Origin of the sequence: Chitinimonas viridis (assembly GCF_030409555.1) — a bacterium.
Taxonomy (GTDB): Bacteria; Pseudomonadota; Gammaproteobacteria; order Burkholderiales; family Chitinimonadaceae; genus Chitinimonas; species Chitinimonas viridis.
Map to the genome: position 1 here is coordinate 60,848 of NZ_JAUFPU010000018.1, position 15,312 is coordinate 76,159.

Annotated in this window: 14 protein-coding genes; 6 read left to right on the top strand and 8 right to left on the bottom strand. The window is 62.8% G+C overall.

Going from position 1 to position 15,312, the window contains the following annotated elements; translation table 11 throughout:
- Nucleotides 1-10 precede the first annotated feature (10 nt).
- Together QWZ03_RS13550 and QWZ03_RS13555 are read left to right on the top strand one after the other, a co-directional pair.
- Nucleotides 11-1,060 (top strand): chemotaxis protein CheB, encoded by a 1,050-nt coding sequence (locus tag QWZ03_RS13550; protein WP_290333206.1) that lies wholly within the window; start codon nt 11-13, stop codon nt 1,058-1,060.
- A gap of 160 nt (nt 1,061-1,220) precedes the next feature.
- Entirely contained in the window at nt 1,221-4,799 is a 3,579-nt protein-coding gene (locus QWZ03_RS13555) for an EAL domain-containing protein (protein WP_290333207.1), read from the top strand.
- 28 nt (nt 4,800-4,827) lie between these two features.
- On the opposite strand, the gene QWZ03_RS13560 is transcribed toward QWZ03_RS13555, so the two are convergent.
- The 3 genes from QWZ03_RS13560 to ilvD are packed head-to-tail and all read right to left on the bottom strand — an operon-like array spanning nt 4,828 to nt 7,367.
- Nucleotides 4,828-5,142, bottom strand: coding sequence for an MGMT family protein (locus QWZ03_RS13560; protein WP_290333208.1), 315 nt, complete (start codon nt 5,140-5,142; stop codon nt 4,828-4,830).
- Between the two features lie 8 nt (nt 5,143-5,150).
- On the bottom strand, nt 5,151-5,480 hold the full coding sequence (locus tag QWZ03_RS13565; RefSeq protein WP_290333209.1) for a DHCW motif cupin fold protein: 330 nt from the start codon (nt 5,478-5,480) through the stop codon (nt 5,151-5,153).
- A 30-nt stretch (nt 5,481-5,510) separates the two neighbouring features.
- Complete coding sequence (ilvD, locus tag QWZ03_RS13570; protein ID WP_290333210.1) at nt 5,511-7,367, bottom strand: dihydroxy-acid dehydratase; 1,857 nt, start codon at nt 7,365-7,367, stop codon at nt 5,511-5,513.
- A 475-nt stretch (nt 7,368-7,842) separates the two neighbouring features.
- Here ilvD and lgt point away from each other — a divergent pair, with 475 nt between their 5' ends.
- From lgt to QWZ03_RS13585, 3 genes are read left to right on the top strand one after another with little or no spacing between them, the layout of a single operon-like run.
- Nucleotides 7,843-8,691: a prolipoprotein diacylglyceryl transferase gene (gene lgt / locus QWZ03_RS13575; protein WP_290333211.1), complete on the top strand. Its 849-nt coding sequence runs from the start codon at nt 7,843-7,845 to the stop codon at nt 8,689-8,691.
- A complete protein-coding gene (locus tag QWZ03_RS13580; protein WP_290333212.1) occupies nt 8,691-9,209 on the top strand; it encodes a demethoxyubiquinone hydroxylase family protein in 519 nt (172 codons plus the stop codon). The genes lgt and QWZ03_RS13580 overlap by 1 nt, the downstream gene beginning before the upstream one ends.
- Before the next feature lie 17 nt (nt 9,210-9,226).
- On the top strand, nt 9,227-9,655 hold the full coding sequence (locus tag QWZ03_RS13585) for a GNAT family N-acetyltransferase (RefSeq protein WP_290333213.1): 429 nt from the start codon (nt 9,227-9,229) through the stop codon (nt 9,653-9,655).
- Between the two features lie 59 nt (nt 9,656-9,714).
- Here the strand turns inward: QWZ03_RS13585 and QWZ03_RS13590 are convergent, their stop codons facing one another.
- From QWZ03_RS13590 to QWZ03_RS13610, 5 genes are all read right to left on the bottom strand, one after another.
- Nucleotides 9,715-11,370 carry a methyl-accepting chemotaxis protein gene (locus tag QWZ03_RS13590; RefSeq protein ID WP_290333214.1) on the bottom strand — a complete coding sequence of 552 codons (1,656 nt, stop codon included), beginning with the start codon at nt 11,368-11,370 and terminating at the stop codon, nt 9,715-9,717.
- A gap of 246 nt (nt 11,371-11,616) precedes the next feature.
- Entirely contained in the window at nt 11,617-12,306 is a 690-nt protein-coding gene (locus QWZ03_RS13595) for a hypothetical protein (RefSeq protein WP_290333215.1), read from the bottom strand.
- 213 nt (nt 12,307-12,519) lie between these two features.
- Nucleotides 12,520-13,203 carry a GAF domain-containing protein gene (locus tag QWZ03_RS13600; protein WP_290333216.1) on the bottom strand — a complete coding sequence of 228 codons (684 nt, stop codon included), beginning with the start codon at nt 13,201-13,203 and terminating at the stop codon, nt 12,520-12,522.
- Nucleotides 13,204-13,313: 110 nt separating this feature from the next.
- Nucleotides 13,314-13,877: a hypothetical protein gene (locus QWZ03_RS13605; RefSeq protein WP_290333217.1), complete on the bottom strand. Its 564-nt coding sequence runs from the start codon at nt 13,875-13,877 to the stop codon at nt 13,314-13,316.
- A gap of 84 nt (nt 13,878-13,961) precedes the next feature.
- The gene (locus QWZ03_RS13610) at nt 13,962-14,570 is read right to left on the bottom strand and encodes an arylesterase (protein ID WP_290333218.1); all 609 of its coding nucleotides are present in this window, start codon (nt 14,568-14,570) and stop codon (nt 13,962-13,964) included.
- Between QWZ03_RS13610 and QWZ03_RS13615 the strand changes: the two genes are divergently transcribed.
- Complete coding sequence (locus tag QWZ03_RS13615; RefSeq protein WP_284194837.1) at nt 14,560-15,285, top strand: ABC transporter ATP-binding protein; 726 nt, start codon at nt 14,560-14,562, stop codon at nt 15,283-15,285. The two genes, QWZ03_RS13610 and QWZ03_RS13615, sit on opposite strands and share 11 nt — an antisense overlap.
- Nucleotides 15,286-15,312 lie beyond the last annotated feature (27 nt).

Genomic DNA, 15,312 nt, shown 5'->3' on the forward strand with positions numbered 1-15,312 from the left:
GGAGCCTCACATGCATGTACTGCTCGTAGACGACTCCAGTGTAAGCCGACTGCTGCTGCGCTCTATACTGGAGCAGGTCGGGTTTCGCGTCAGCGAAGCCGAGCATGGCCAGGCCGCGCTGGATCAGTTGTCAGCATTGCAACCTGACCTGATCACCATGGACGTCCATATGCCGGGCCTGGACGGCTTCGAAACCACCCGCCGCATCATGCAGCAACATCCACTGCCCATCGTCATCGTGACCAGTGGCATCAACCTCCCCGGTGCGCAGACTGCCATGCAAGCACTGGAGGCCGGCGCGCTCATGGTGCTGGAAAAACCCATCAGCCCTACCGACCCACACTTCCAGCAACGTGCCGAGGTACTGAGCAGCAGCCTGCAATATCTCGCCCATACCGCGGTGCGGCAACCCTCCCCTTCCGCCGAAGCCCAGGCCTCGACCCTGCTCTCCCTGCAGCACTGGCTGCATCGGCCCTTTCGCGTCCTGGTCCTGGGCGCCTCGGCGGGCGGTCCACCGGCCATCAAGATCCTGCTAAACCGGCTGAACCCAGCCTGCCCCTGGCCCATCCTGCTGGTGCAGCACATCTCGCCAGGCTTTGCCGGCAACTACTGCGAATGGCTGGCAAGCCAGACCACCATGCCGGTGCAATTGGCCAGCCATGGACAGGTGGCGCAGCCCGGCCACATCTATGTGGCACCGGACGACCAGCATTTACGGGTGGATGCCTGCTTGCAGCTGTCACTCGACCAGAGCGCACGACAACCCTTTATCCGCCCGGCCATAGACGAGCTGTTCGACAGCACTGCCAGTCAGATGCGGGGGCACGCCATTGCCGTGCTGCTGTCTGGCATGGGCCGCGATGGCGTGGAAGGTCTATCCCGGCTCAAGGCATTGGGTGCGCTGACCCTAGTACAAAGCCCCACCTCGGCGGTAGTCGACGGCATGCCCAAGGCCGCCATCAACCAGCATGCTGCCTGCTATGTAGAAACACCCGGCGGCATGGCCGCCATACTGAATCACTTGATGCAACAAACCGACTGTCACAAGACAGCGAATTAATAAGAGCGGCCAACAAAACCCGGCACCGCATGCGCGATGGCAAGCACAACCAGCGCGTGCATGCGGTGCACACAGCAGGCAGTGCAGGCACTACGCCATGTTTGCACTACCTTGCTGGCGTTTTTTGTCAGCAGCTCGACATCACAGGAGGGCAGCCAACATGCTGCGTGGAATCGATATCTTGATCGTTGAGGACAGCCCCACCCAGGCCGAGCAGTTGTGCGCCCTGCTGGAGGGCCACGGTTGCATGCCTCGCGTGTCCAACAATGGTGTAAAGGCGCTAGGCAAGGTCAGCGAGCGGGTACCGGACATCATCATCAGCGACGTGGTCATGCCCATGATGGATGGCTACGAGCTGTGTCGCCGCCTCAAGGCCAATCCCGAGACCAGCCATATCCCCATCATTCTGGTCACCACCCTGTCCGACCCACGTGACGTGGTTCATGGCCTGGCCTGCGGGGCCGACAATTTCATCCTCAAGCCTTACGACGAGAAATACCTGGTGTCACGCCTGCGCTACCTGCTGGCCAACAATGAGCTGCGCGGCCAGGACAGGGTATCCATGGGGGTGGAAGTAGTACTGGAGGGCGAGCGCCATTTCATCACGGCGGCACGCCAGCAGATACTGGATCTGCTGATTTCGACCTATGAGCAGGGTGTCAGGCTCAACAGCCAGTTGCAGGCCAAGCATGTGGAGCTGTCCGAGTCGCACAGCCTGCTGGACAGCCTGTTCCGCTTTTCCTCCGGCCTCAGCACCCCACAGACCGAGCAACAGTTGATCGATGCCTCGCTGCTGTCGGTCAGCTGTTTTCCGCATAGCCAGGGTGCCTGGCTGCTGCTGGCAGATAACCAGGAGGGTACGCTGCGCTTTGCCGGCGCCAGCGGCCCGGTGGACATAGACCGCATCAACGCTGCGGCCAGCCAGGATTGCCCCTGCCAGCATGCCCTGCAGCATGATGGCCAGTTGACGGCCTTCAATGTGGGTAACTGCGGTGTGTTGGCCCATGCCCGACGGCATGCCTGCGCCCCGCTGATGCTGGGCCATGAACTGGTGGGCATACTCAATGTGGTGCGCGACGACGGTGAGGACTGGCCGGAGCCCGAACTCAACACCCTGACGGCAGTAGGCCAGCAACTGGCCATCGCCCTGACCCGAGCGCGGGTGTTCGAGCGGCTGGAAAGCCTGGTGCAGGAGCGCACCAGCGCACTGCGGGTAGAGATGGCCGAACGCGAACGGGCCGAGATCGCCCTGCGGCACAGCGAAGCATTGATGCTCAAGGTACTGGAAACCCTGCCCATTGGCGTCTGGGTCACCGACAGGCTAGGCAGCGTGCTCTTGCACAATCCCGAGGCCATACGCATCTGGAGCGGTGCCGCCCCCTTCTCCCACGCACCGCAAGTGCCGCCCGAAAACGAAGACCCCGCCGTGCAGCGCATACGCCAGACGCTGGCGCGGGTGCTGGCTGTCGGTGAGCTGATGCTCAACGAACCCATAGACGTGCAGGCTCTGGATGGCGTCAAGCGCACCCTGCTCAATTCGGCAGTGCCCCTGACCGATGAACGTAACCGTATCCAGGGCGCCATCGTGGTGCAGCAGGACATCACCGCTCAGCAGGTGATAGACCTGGAGCTGCGGGTACGCGACCGCGCCATTGAATCCAGCGTCAACGCGGTCGTCATTACCGACAACCGGCAGGCTCACAATCCCATCATCTACGTCAACCAGGCCTTTGAGCGGATTACCGGTTACAAGCGCGAGGCAGTGATGGGCCGCAACTGTCGTTTCCTGCAGGGTGAGGACAATGATCAGGTGGCACTCTCGGCCATACGACTGGCACTACTGCAAGGTACCGAGGGCAAGGCGCTGCTGCGCAACTACCGCAGGGACGGCACCATGTTCTGGAACGAGCTGCGGGTGGCGCCCACCTTCGATAGCCAGGGCAATATCAGCCACTACGTGGGGGTGCTCAACGATGTCACCGATGCCAAACGCTACCAGGATGAGCTGGAGCACCAGGCTAATTTCGACACCCTCACCACGCTGCCCAACCGCAACCTGCTGATGGACCGCATACGCCAGGCCATCGTCCAGGCGAACCGCCACAACGCGCGCTTCGCCCTGGCCTTCATGGACCTGGACAACTTCAAGTACGTCAACGACAGCCTGGGGCATTCAGTAGGCGATCAGTTGCTGGTGGAAGTCGCCAAACGGATAAATGACTGCGTACGTGAGTACGATACGGTGGCCCGCCTGGGGGGTGATGAGTTCGTGCTGCTGCTGCCCGAAACCCGCAGCGATCACGAGGTGGAAGTCACCCTCAAGCGCATGAGCGCTCAACTGGCCCTACCCATCAAGCTGGCCAATGAGGTGGAGCTCTATGTCTCCAGCAGCATGGGCTATTGCTTCTACCCCTCCGATGGCAGCGATGTGGACGAGTTGCTGCGCAATGCCGATACCGCCATGTACAAGGCCAAAGAACAGGGCAAGAGCCAGATCAGCCGGTTCGAGCTGACCATGAACGACACCGTGCAGAAGCGTGTGGCACTGGAGCGTGATCTGCGCCATGCCATCAGCCATGGCGAACTGGAGATGTTCTACCAGCCACAGCTTGATCTGCGGGCTGGCGCACTGTGCGGTTTCGAGGCGCTGATACGCTGGCGCATGGCCGATGGCCGCATTATCTCTCCGCTGGACTTCATCCCGGTGGCCGAGGAGTCCGGCCTGATACGCGATGTGGATCGCTATGTGATCAACTGTGTGTTCCAGCAGGTGGCCGCCTGGCTGGCAGCGGGTTACGACCCTGGCGAGGTGGCCATCAACATCTCCACCTACAGCCTGCAGGAGCACGATATCGTCGCCTACATCAGCGACACGCTCAACCGCCACCAGGTACCGGCCGCCCGCTTCAAGCTGGAGGTCACCGAAGGCCTGCTGATGAAGAACGTGGACACGGCGCAGCGCATCATGAACGATCTCAAGGCGGTGGGGCTCAAGTGGTCCATCGATGATTTCGGCACCGGTTACTCGGCCCTCAGCTATCTGCGCAAGTATCCATTCGACCAGCTCAAGATAGATCGCAGCTTTGTCGAGGATGTCCACCTCAACCTGGAAAACGCCTCCGTCACCCGCGCCATCATCAGCATGGCGCATTCGCTGGGCATCGCCGTCATTGCCGAGGGCGTCGAGACGGCAGAGCAGCTGGGATTTCTGCTGCAGGCTGGCTGCAGCCAGATACAGGGCTACTATTATTCGCCCCCCTTGCCCGCCAGCAGTTGCGTGCAGTTGCTGGCAGATGACGGTGTGCTGTCACTGCCCGCCATCAGCATCAAACGCAATCAGCGCACCTTGCTGGTGGTGGACAGCACACCCGCCATACACACCTATCTGCTGCGCGACCTGCACCGCGAGGGCTACCACATACTGAACGTGGACTGCCCTGCCGATGCCTTCAAGATCCTGGCCATCAACCAGGTAGGCGTGGTGCTGGCCGACCAGCGCCAACCCGGCATCAGCGGTGCCGATTTCCTGCGCCAGGTGAAAACCCTGCATCCCGATACGGTACGCATCGCCATGAGCAGCTACACCGACGTGGACTCCATCCTGAAGGCCATCAACGAAGGCGCCATCTTCCGCTTCATCACCAAGCCCTGGCAGCCACAAGAGCTGAAGGAGCAGCTGCGCGAGGCCTTCAAGCAGTACGAGTTAAGGCGGTATGGCGAAGTTGCCCAGTTCGATTGAAGCGGGCCAGGCAGGCAAAGGGGCCGGGCTATCCGCCCCAGCCAAAACGTTTCAGGTCTATCCGGCCGTTTGCGGCAAAGGCAACGCCCTCGCCCTGCAGCATCACCCGCTGCAGGTCGTCCGAGCCATCCAGCCCACGCGGGCTGATCCTGCCCTCACCGTTCACCACCCGCCACCAGGGCAGGTCCAAGCCAGCCGGTACCTGCTTGAGCGCCATGCCAACATGGCGGGCATGGCGTGGCAGGCCGGCACGCTTGGCCACCGCGCCATAGCTCATCACCCAGCCCTCGGGTATGCCGGCAATCACCGCATAGAAAGCCGCATGCTGCGGATTGTTTGCCATCCTGCCCATCAATCCACGATAAACAACTTGGCCCCGACAGGCGTGCTGGAGCGGTGGGGCTCCGCGCCATCGGCCACCTGGTAGCTCATCCCTGCACGCAGCAGAAACTGCCGGCCATCCTTCAGCTCGGTATGCAGAGCGCCCTCCAGGCAGAGCAGGAAATGCCCCTTCTCGCACCAATGGTCGGCCAGGTAGCCAGGGCTGTACTCCACCATGCGCAGCCGCACCTCGCCAAACTGCTGGGTACGCCAGGTAGCCATCCCGGTCACGCCAGGGTGTTCAGTCACGGCAAGCTGCGACCAATCCGTTGTACAAAAAGGCAGGTTCGCAATCTGCATGGTCAACTCCTTGGCGGTTCGGGGGGCGGTCTACCTGCGTTCTATCTGGCTTACATCACGCACTGCACCGGTATCGGCACTGGTGGTCATGGCGGCATAGGCCCGCAGTGCCGCACTGACCAGGCGGTCGCGGTTCACCGGCTTCCAGGCCTGTACGCCGCGGGCCTCCATCGCCACCCGGCGCCGCGCCAGCTCCTCGTCAGCCACCGCCAGATGGATGCGGCGATTGGGGATATCGATCTCTATGGTATCGCCTTCCTCAGCAAGGCCTATCACCCCACCCTCGGCCGCTTCGGGAGACACATGGCCTATGCTCAGACCCGATGTGCCGCCCGAAAAGCGACCATCGGTCAGCAGCGCGCAGTCCTTGCCCAGCCCCTTGGATTTCAGGTAGCTGGTGGGGTAGAGCATCTCCTGCATGCCAGGGCCGCCCTTGGGGCCTTCGTAACGTATCAGCACCAGGTCGCCCGCCACGATGCTATCGGCCAGGATGGCCGCCACGGCGGCATCCTGGCTCTCGAAGATACGCACCCTGCCGGTAAACTTGAGGATGCTGTCGTCTACCCCGGCCGTCTTCACGATGCAGCCGCGTTCGGCGATATTGCCGTACAGCACGGCCAGGCCGCCATCCTGCGAATAGGCATGCTGGCGGGAGCGTATGCAGCCGCCCTCACGGTCCAGGTCCAGCTCCGGGTAGCGCATCGATTGCGAGAAGGCGATGGTGGTCGGCACGCCACCGGGCGCTGCGCGGTAGAAACGGTGCACGTCGGAATCGGCGGGCTGCTGCATTACGTCCCAGGCTTGCAGCGCAGCCGCCATGGTGGGCGCATGCACGGTGGGCACCTCGCGGTTGATCAGTCCGGCCCTATCCAGCTCGGCCAGGATGGCTACCACGCCACCGGCACGGTGCACATCTTCCATATGGTATTTCTGGGTAGCCGGTGCCACCTTGGCCAGACAGGGCACCCGGCGCGAAATCCGGTCTATGTCGGCCATCTTGAAGTCCACCCCGGCTTCGCTAGCGGCAGCCAGCAGATGCAGCACGGTATTGGTGGAGCCGCCCATGGCCACGTCCAGGCTCATGGCATTCTCAAACGCCGCGTAGGTGGCAATATTGCGCGGCAGCACGCTGGCGTCGTCGCCTTCGTAGTAGCGCTTGGCCAGTTCCACGATCAGCCGGCCGGCCTTGAGGAACAGCTCCTTGCGATCGGCGTGGGTCGCCAGGGTGGAACCATTGCCAGGCAAGGACAAACCCAGCGCCTCGGTCAGGCAGTTCATGGAATTGGCGGTAAACATGCCGGAACACGAGCCGCAGGTAGGGCAGGCGCTACGCTCAACCGCATCAACCTGCTCATCACTGACCTGGTCATTGGCGGCTTCCACCATGGCGTCCACCAGATCCAGCTTGCGTTCACTGCCACGCCAGTTGACCTTGCCGGCCTCCATCGGCCCGCCCGAGACGAACACCACCGGAATATTCAGGCGCAAGGCGGCCATCAGCATGCCGGGCGTGATCTTGTCGCAGTTGGAAATGCACACCAGCGCATCGGCACAGTGTGCGTTGACCATGTACTCCACCGAGTCGGCGATTAGCTCGCGGCTGGGCAAGGAATACAGCATGCCGCCGTGGCCCATGGCGATGCCGTCATCCACGGCGATGGTATTGAACTCCTTGGCCACCCCGCCTGCCCGCTCTATCTCGCGGGCTACCAGTTGCCCCAGGTTCTGCAGGTGCACATGGCCGGGTACAAACTGGGTAAAGCTGTTGGAAATGGCAATGATGGGCTTGTCGAAATCGCCATCCTTCATGCCGGTGGCTCGCCACAGGGCGCGCGCGCCGGCCATGTTGCGGCCGTGAGTGGTGGTACGGGAACGATAAGTGGGCATGCTGCTAAATCCTTGGCACGGTCAGGCGCGCCTCATCAATGGGAACGGATCGACAGCCCGGTGGTACGGGTGGAAACGGGGGCGCGGGGAAGCGGGTGGTGGGCCTGCAGGGCGCGACCCTGCGCCGGCGATGGCGGGCGCTACGTTTCAGGTCTCAGGCGGATGATTGTAGCCTGAAAGAGGGGTAAAAGGGGCGCCTGCAGCAGCCGTGCGCACCCGGCACGGCACGGTGCCGGCGGATTGCCTCGGTGCAGCATATGACTGATATGCAAGAAGAAATTACGCACGCGCAAGCCCCCCGCAGCAGCAATGCGCCCGCCACTACTGGGGGCCAAGCAGCGCTGCCCAGGCCATACGGTTACCGCCCAGGCAAAACCCCTGCCGGCAAGCCGTGGCAGGGAACCAAGCGGGCTGGCAAGTATCATGCAGACATGCCGGCTATAATGCCGGCCTTTCCCGCATAACTGAGCGCACCATGCTGACTCATCCGCAAATCGACGCGGTCGCCATTCATCTCGGCCCCCTTTCCATACGCTGGTACGGGCTTATGTACCTGGTTGGTTTTGTGTTCTTCCTGTGGCTGGGGCACCGCCGCATCAAGCGCAACCCACATAGCGGCTGGACCACCACACAGCTGGACGACCTGCTGTTCTACGGTGTGCTGGGCGTGATACTGGGTGGTCGGCTCGGTTATGTGCTGTTCTACAAGCCCGCCTTCTACCTGGCCAACCCACTCGATGTGCTGAAGATATGGGAGGGCGGCATGGCCTTCCATGGCGGCTTCCTGGGCGTGCTGGTCGCCATGTGGCTGTTCGGCCGCAAGACCGGCCGCAGCTTCTTTGAAGTGACTGACTTCATCGCCCCGCTGGTGCCGCTGGGCTTGGCCGCAGGCCGCCTGGGCAATTTCATCAATGGCGAGCTGTGGGGCCGCGTCACCAGCCCTGATGCGCCTTGGGCCATGCTGTTCCCCACCGCCCAGCAGGCCGATCTCAAGGCTGCCCAATTCAACCCGGCCTACAATGCCATGCTGCAGGCCTACGGTGCACTGCCCCGCCACGCCTCCCAACTCTACCAGTTTGTGCTGGAAGGCTTGCTGCTGTTCGTCGTGCTGTGGGTCTTCTCCGGCAAGCCACGCCGTACCGGCCAGGTGTCGGCCGTCTTCCTGCTGGGCTATGGTCTCTGCCGCTTTGTTGCCGAATTCGCCCGCGAACCCGATGACTTCCTGGGCATCCTTACCTTCGGTTTCAGCATGGGCCAGTGGCTGAGCCTGCCCATGATATTGGCCGGTGCCGCCCTGTGGTACACCAGCAGCAAGCAACGCTGATGCGCTTGACGCTGGGTGACCGGATACTCAAGGTCAACCACGCTGGCGAGCACGGTGCAGTCCATATCTATGCGGGCCAGCGTTTGCTGGCCCGTTTTACTGCGCCGGCAGCCTGTGCCGGACTGGCAGACAAGCAGGCACATGAAACCCGGCATCGCGCCATTTTTGCGGCTGAGCTGGCCAGGCGCGCAGTGCCTCGCTGCCGCAGTTACTGGCTATGCGCGATGGGTGGCTACTTCCTGGGCATCTGCACTGGCTTGCTGGGCGTGCAGGCTATTACCGCCACCACGGTAGCCGTGGAGCGGGTCGTTCTGGTGCATCTGCAACAGCAGCTACAGACGCTGCAAGGGCGGGATAGCGCCGCCACAGAGACCATAGAAGCGATCCTGGCCGACGAACAAGCCCATCACGATGATGCGGCAGCCCAGCTCAAGCCAGGTCAGTTCTGGCCCCGTCTGCTGGACCCGTTGGTCGCTGGCGCGACCTCGGCCGTCATCTGGCTGGGCATGCGCTTTTGAACACCAGGGAAGGTTGAATGGATATCCAATTGCGCGACCACTGCGACCAGCTCGGCACTGCTGAGCTGGAGGCCCTGTTTGCCGCCGCCGGCCTGGGTGGGCGCAAGGGCGACAAGATACGGCGGGCATTTCTCAACAGCCAGCTGGTTTGCCTGGCCTATGCTGGCGGGCATCTGGTTGGCGCCAGCCGAGCACTTACCGACGGCGAATACCACGGCTTTATTTATGATGTCGCCGTCCATCCCGACTACCAGGGCCGTGGTCTGGGCCAGCGGCTGATGCAATCGCTGCTGGACCGCCTGCCGGTGTACCGTGTCATGCTGATTGCCGACCAGGACGTGCAGGGCTTCTATCGTACCCTGGGCTTCGACAAGCACGGCGATGCCATGGCCAGGTTTGACAGGGACAGGCTATACGACCTCGCCACCACCGAACATCAAGCGTGAGCCGGTAGGCGATACCGGCTGAAGCGATCCGGCGCCGCCCAGGCCCATGACCACCAAGTTTACAGGCGGAAGTGCGCCACGCTGGCCTGCAGTGCCTGGGCCACCTCGGCCAGGCGGCCCGCTGCAGCGGCGCCCTGCTCAGCTTCGTCCGTGGTGCTGGCCGCCATCTGCACGATGCGCTCCACGTTCTGGGCAATCTCCTGGCTGGCCGACGATTGTTCCTTCAGTGCCAGCGATATCTCGTTGGTCACCCCCACCAATTCGTGGCTACCTGCCTGTATCGCCCGCATGGCGGCATCGGCGCTGCGTGCACCGCTTACCCCCACCGCCACCTGGCCTACTGCCGCCTCCATGTCGCGCACGGCTTCAACGGCCGATGCCTGGGTGGCCGCTATCATGCCGCCTATCTGGGCAGTGGCCTGGCTGGTACGTTCGGCCAGCTTGCGCACCTCGTCTGCCACCACGGCAAAGCCCCGCCCGGTATCGCCAGCGCGGGCAGCCTCGATGGCAGCATTCAGCGCCAACAGATTGGTCTGGTCGGCAATGTCGCGTATCACCGCAACGATGGAGGATATGCGCTCGGTTTCGGCACCCAAGGCATTGATGGTGCCTGCAGACTGCGCAATCGACTTCGCCACCCGGTCTATCTCGGCACCCACTTTTTGTATGGTGACGCTACCCGTCTCTGCCCCCTGGCCTGCCTGCTCGGTCAAGCTGTGGGCCACTCGGGCATTGTCGGCCAGATGATTGACACTGACGCTCAACTGCTCGATGGCCGCCGCCATAGCAGCAGCCGAATCGCTTTGCTGGCGGGCGCTGCCAGAGATGCGCCGGGTGCCCCCGCTCACCTGGCTGGCTTCGCTGCTGACCTGCTCGGCCAGGGCACGCAATGCCTGCACATTCCCGGCCAGACCCTGCCGCATGGCTTCAACGCTGGCCAGCAGGCTGTCGCTGTCACCGGCCCGCACGGCCACGGCCTGGGCCAGGTCCCCCTCCGCCAATCGCCGCATCACCGTCCGTGCCATGTCAGGCTCGCCGCCTATCTGGCGCATGACCGAGCGCACCAGCCAGACCCCCAGCAGCACCGCCAGCACCAGCGCACCCAGCGCCACCCCAACCACCACGCCTATGATGCGCTGGCTGGCCGCTGCAGCCTCGGCCTTGGCGGCCTGAACCTGCCCATGGGTCGCCTTGAGCCAGTCTTCTAGCAAGGCCTGCATGGGCTCCCACGCCAGCATGCTCTCGAACTGAATGATCTTGTCTCGCGCCGCATCGAGATCGCCGCCCAGCACCAGCTCACGCGCCTCGAACTGGTATTGCTGCTGCAGCTTGCGCAATTCGGCAAAGCGCGCCAGACGCTTCAGGTCATCGGCATCGCCGGCCAGCAGCGTATTGGCCGAAGCCACCACGGCTGCTATCCGCTCGGGCGCCGCATTGAGTTCGGCCAGAGCCTGTTCATTAGTGGGGTCGGCATACAGGCTGCGCAAGGACACACTGCTGCCCTGCGCCAGCACATACAGCCGGGTCAGTGTTTGCAGTTCAGCCTGGTCACGCTCCACAAATCGGACCAGACCCGCCTGGTTGTTCTGAAAGCCCACCACGGCGATCACCCCGATCACCACCAGCAGACTGCAAACGGCGCCGATGACGGCGCTCATGCGATACGATAACTTCATCAGTACTACCCCTGTCGTCTGGCGGACGCTGCGGCTCATGATCGGTTCTGCGGCATGCAGTTCGCCCCGGCGGCAGCTCAAACCCGACTTTGCGACGGACGAAAAACCCAGCCATGGCGCCGGGCGCGGATCGCAGTATCAGCGGATTCACCCGACAGAAACATAAGGGTTTTCTGCTATTCATTGATTTAACAAAGGAAAAAGCCCGCATACGCGGGCTTCTCCATGGCAAGGACTGATATTCGCCGAACAACGCAGGGCGTTTGGCGCCGTCGCCCCGCCAGGCTAAAGACGAGCCCGTATGCCCTGGTTGAGGTTATCGCGCCGCCCCCGCATCCGCGCCAGCTCGTCTACCCGCTGGTTGCGCCCGGCGAAAAGGGGTTCAAACGCCTGTATGCGCCGACGCATGTCCAGCTGCCCTGCCGTAATGGTCAGCGGGCGGGCCTCGGTGAAACGTGACATGCCCATAGGGCCGATATTCTGGTTGTGCTGGCGGTATTGCTGATAATCGGTAGCGTGCAAGGCGTAGTCAGTCAGGGCTCTGAGCCTTCCGCCGTTAACCGAGGTGACACCAGAGTGCGCTTCCATCTGCACCCAGCTATGGCCCTGCGGCGTGGTGCCGTGCAGTATGGTGCCGAAATTCCGTTGGTTGAACGGCATCTGCAACTCGGTCTGTGCCGCATCGTGATTGGGGTAATGCGAGCTGGGCAGACTGGTCCAATCGCGCGGACGGCGCGAGCCAGTCCAGCCGCTATTTGCCTCGGTCTGCTGCAGCGACTGGTTTAGCGCACCGTTGTCCTGTACCACCATATGGCCGCCATGCAGCACATCTTCGTTGCGCATCATGGGGTTGCGATGGCGGCGAGCGCCAAAGGCAAACAGGCTGCGCACCTGCTGCAAGCCCTGCCACTGCGCCTGAGAGAAATCGTTCTGGTGGGCGTTCAACGACTGGGTAATCTCTTGTGGCGTGGGCATGGCCTTTCCTCTCCTGGCTGACGGCATGCACTGCGGGCGAATTCCATCGCCGCAGGCAAGGTTAGTTGTCAGCTCGGTATAGCCAAGTTCGTCCAAAACGCCAATGCGCTCGCGTACCGCCAAGCAGCCAGCTCGGCTAAGGTGTAGGTTTGGCCGCCCCGGGCTGCAGCCTAGGCGGCCAGCGCTACGAACGCCCTGTCAAACTACCCCGGGTCAATCCGGCAGGCAGTTTGGCGCCAGCAAGCATAGGGCCACCAGCCTGGCCAGTATCTCGCCCTGGAAAAAATCGCGGCGGGCGTCTTCTGCGTCAACAATGCCCACGATCACGCCGGCTTCATCAAACAGCGGCAGGCAGGCTTCACTCTGCACCTCGGCATCGCAGGTGTAATACGCCCCGCCCTCGGCCACATAGCTGGCTACGTTATCTATGATGCGCCCCTGCCCCGACAAACCCACTGCGCTGTTGTTGGAGTGCAAGGCAAACTCAGCCGTCAGTGGGAATTCGGCCCGGCTGGGCTTGCCGGCATAGGCCAACTTGACCAAGGCCCGGCCGCCAGCCACCTCGCGCGCCTGGTACACGCCCAGCCAGCCACAGGCGGTCTCGGCCACGATACGGTCTACCAGTTCCTTGAGCGCTGCCAGTTGCACGGTAGTGTCCGCACGCACTCCGCCCAGCGTTGCCGCCAGATCATAGGGGGCTTCAGCCAGTTGATCGGGCAAGGAGCAGGCACCGTTCTCACCCAGTTCTGGCACACGGTAGGCATACAGCGACGCGACGTCCGCCGGTGCCTGGCTGTTCTCGGCAATCTCGCCATAAGCGGCCAGATGGTTGCTGACTGCATCGGCATCCAGGGCTGCGGCCAGTCCTGCGCGCGCGAGGTAATCTGCGGTATTCATCGTATTGGTCCTCGGCAAGGCTCTGCTAACCAGCGCCCTGTGGTGTCGCTGCCTTGCAGCGGGATGTGCGGGCGCATTCTAGCGCGCTTTGATGTACTGCCAGAAATCCCTCAGGGCCTGACTGGCTCGACATGCTCCGCCTGCTTGTGCAAGCCATAAGAGAGACACAGCACCGCCAGCATCAGCAGCAGATGATAAAAAAACAAACGGGGTACCCCCGCCCAGGCGCCCTTGGTGCCGATGCCAAAACCCGCCATTGCCATGCCGGTGATACCGACCAGCGCTGGCAACCAGCTCAACCAGCCACCCCGGCTGGCATTGAGCAGGATGACCAGCAAGGACAGGCTATTGACAACCTGACGCAACAGCTCTGGCCACCCCATCACGGTAGCCAGCAATCCCAGCGATATGACCGGCAAGGCCGCGCGCGGTGGGGCCGCAGAAAAAGCCACCAGCGTAGGCAGTACCCAGTTGGTCAGCTCCGCCAGAAAGCCATGTACGGGAACAACCGCCGCAACCCCGCCAAAGCGGAGCGAACCCAGGGTGGCGGTCAACATGGCCAGCAAGAAGCCCACGCCGCAAACCACGTCCTTTCTTTGCCAGCATAGGCGTACCGCCCAAGCAAAGGCCAGCGCCAGCAGGGCAGCCGAGACAGCTGTCAAAGGTAACGTCATGGCCTGCATCATAACGGTAGCGTCCAGAAAGCTCACTAAACAAAGGTGAGCTTGCTGGAGACTACCTATGGATAGGGTGGACTGTTACTTGACCAGCTTGCTCACCATGGGCCAGACATTGTCCAGCAGCCTGGGCTGGGCGGCCGCAATCGGGTGCAGTTGATCGGCCTGGAACTGGGCCGGCTGGTCTGCGATACCGTCCAGCAGGAAGGGTGGTGCGGGTAGCTTGTATTGTTTGGCCAGATCGCCAAACATGGCATCGAACTTTGCCGTGAAACTACCGCCAAAGTTCGGTGGCAAGCGCACGGCGATCAAACCCACCCGTGCGCCGCTGGCCCGGCTTTGCTCGATCATGCTGACCAGGTTGGCGCGGGCAGCCGCCACCGGCAGGCCACGCAGGCCGTCGTTGGCCCCCAGCTCCAGCAGGATCACATCGGGCTTGTGGGCCTTGAGGGCTGCCGGCAAACGGGTCAGGCCACCTGCTGTGGTCTCTCCCGACTGGCTGGCATTGATCACCCGCCAGCCTGGCCCCAGCTTCTTTTGCAGCAGGCTGGGCCAGGCCGCTTCCAGCCGGATGCCGTAACCAGCCGACAGGCTATCGCCGTACACCAGCAAGGTTTTGGGGCCATCCGCCCAGGCAGTTGGTGTATACAGACTAATCAGCAAACCCAAGAACAGAACAATGCGCGCCACGCCAGATTTCCTTCACAGTGAATCATCAACCACAGGTAGCCCCATTCTGGCGGCCCAGGGTCTCAGCAAGCAAGTAGGTTTCGACCACGAGACCCTGACCATACTGGACGACGTGAGTTTCAGCCTGTCACCCGGTAGCACCCTGGCCATCGTCGGCGCATCCGGCTCGGGCAAGTCCACCCTGCTGGGTCTGCTGGCCGGCCTGGACTCCCCCACCAAGGGTAGCGTCACCCTGGCTGGTCACACGCTGGGGCAGTTGGACGAAGACGGCCGGGCGAGGCTGAGGGCCGAGCATGTGGGTTTCGTGTTCCAGAGCTTTCAGCTGCTGCCCGCCCTGACCGCGCTGGACAACGTGGCGCTACCGCTGGAGCTGAACGGCCACAAGGAGGCTCGCCGCGAAGCACAGGCGCTGCTGGAGCGGGTGGGCCTGGGCAGCCGCGTACAGCACCGCCCCAAGGAACTCTCGGGTGGCGAGCAGCAGCGCGTGGCCCTGGCACGCGCCTTTGTCACCCGTCCCAAGCTGTTGTTTGCCGATGAACCGACAGGCAACCTCGATACCCAGACCGGCGAGCGCATCATCGATCTGCTGTTCAGCCTCAATAGCGAATCCGGTACCACCCTGGTGCTGGTCACCCATGACGAACGCCTGGCGGCACGCTGTGGCGCCCGCCTGCGGCTGGCCGGCGGCCAGGTCATAGAACGCGACGGGGTATGAGCGGCATCGGCCGCCCCAGACCTGCGC

Coding starts and splice junctions, on each gene's coding strand:
- QWZ03_RS13550 (WP_290333206.1), top strand. CDS start 11: ATGCATGTACTGCTCGTAGACGACTCCAGTGTAAGCCGACTGCTGCTG.
- QWZ03_RS13555 (WP_290333207.1), top strand. CDS start 1,221: ATGCTGCGTGGAATCGATATCTTGATCGTTGAGGACAGCCCCACCCAG.
- QWZ03_RS13560 (WP_290333208.1), bottom strand. CDS start 5,142: ATGGCAAACAATCCGCAGCATGCGGCTTTCTATGCGGTGATTGCCGGC.
- QWZ03_RS13565 (WP_290333209.1), bottom strand. CDS start 5,480: ATGCAGATTGCGAACCTGCCTTTTTGTACAACGGATTGGTCGCAGCTT.
- ilvD (WP_290333210.1), bottom strand. CDS start 7,367: ATGCCCACTTATCGTTCCCGTACCACCACTCACGGCCGCAACATGGCC.
- lgt (WP_290333211.1), top strand. CDS start 7,843: ATGCTGACTCATCCGCAAATCGACGCGGTCGCCATTCATCTCGGCCCC.
- QWZ03_RS13580 (WP_290333212.1), top strand. CDS start 8,691: ATGCGCTTGACGCTGGGTGACCGGATACTCAAGGTCAACCACGCTGGC.
- QWZ03_RS13585 (WP_290333213.1), top strand. CDS start 9,227: ATGGATATCCAATTGCGCGACCACTGCGACCAGCTCGGCACTGCTGAG.
- QWZ03_RS13590 (WP_290333214.1), bottom strand. CDS start 11,370: ATGAGCCGCAGCGTCCGCCAGACGACAGGGGTAGTACTGATGAAGTTA.
- QWZ03_RS13595 (WP_290333215.1), bottom strand. CDS start 12,306: ATGCCCACGCCACAAGAGATTACCCAGTCGTTGAACGCCCACCAGAAC.
- QWZ03_RS13600 (WP_290333216.1), bottom strand. CDS start 13,203: ATGAATACCGCAGATTACCTCGCGCGCGCAGGACTGGCCGCAGCCCTG.
- QWZ03_RS13605 (WP_290333217.1), bottom strand. CDS start 13,877: ATGACGTTACCTTTGACAGCTGTCTCGGCTGCCCTGCTGGCGCTGGCC.
- QWZ03_RS13615 (WP_284194837.1), top strand. CDS start 14,560: ATGCGCGCCACGCCAGATTTCCTTCACAGTGAATCATCAACCACAGGT.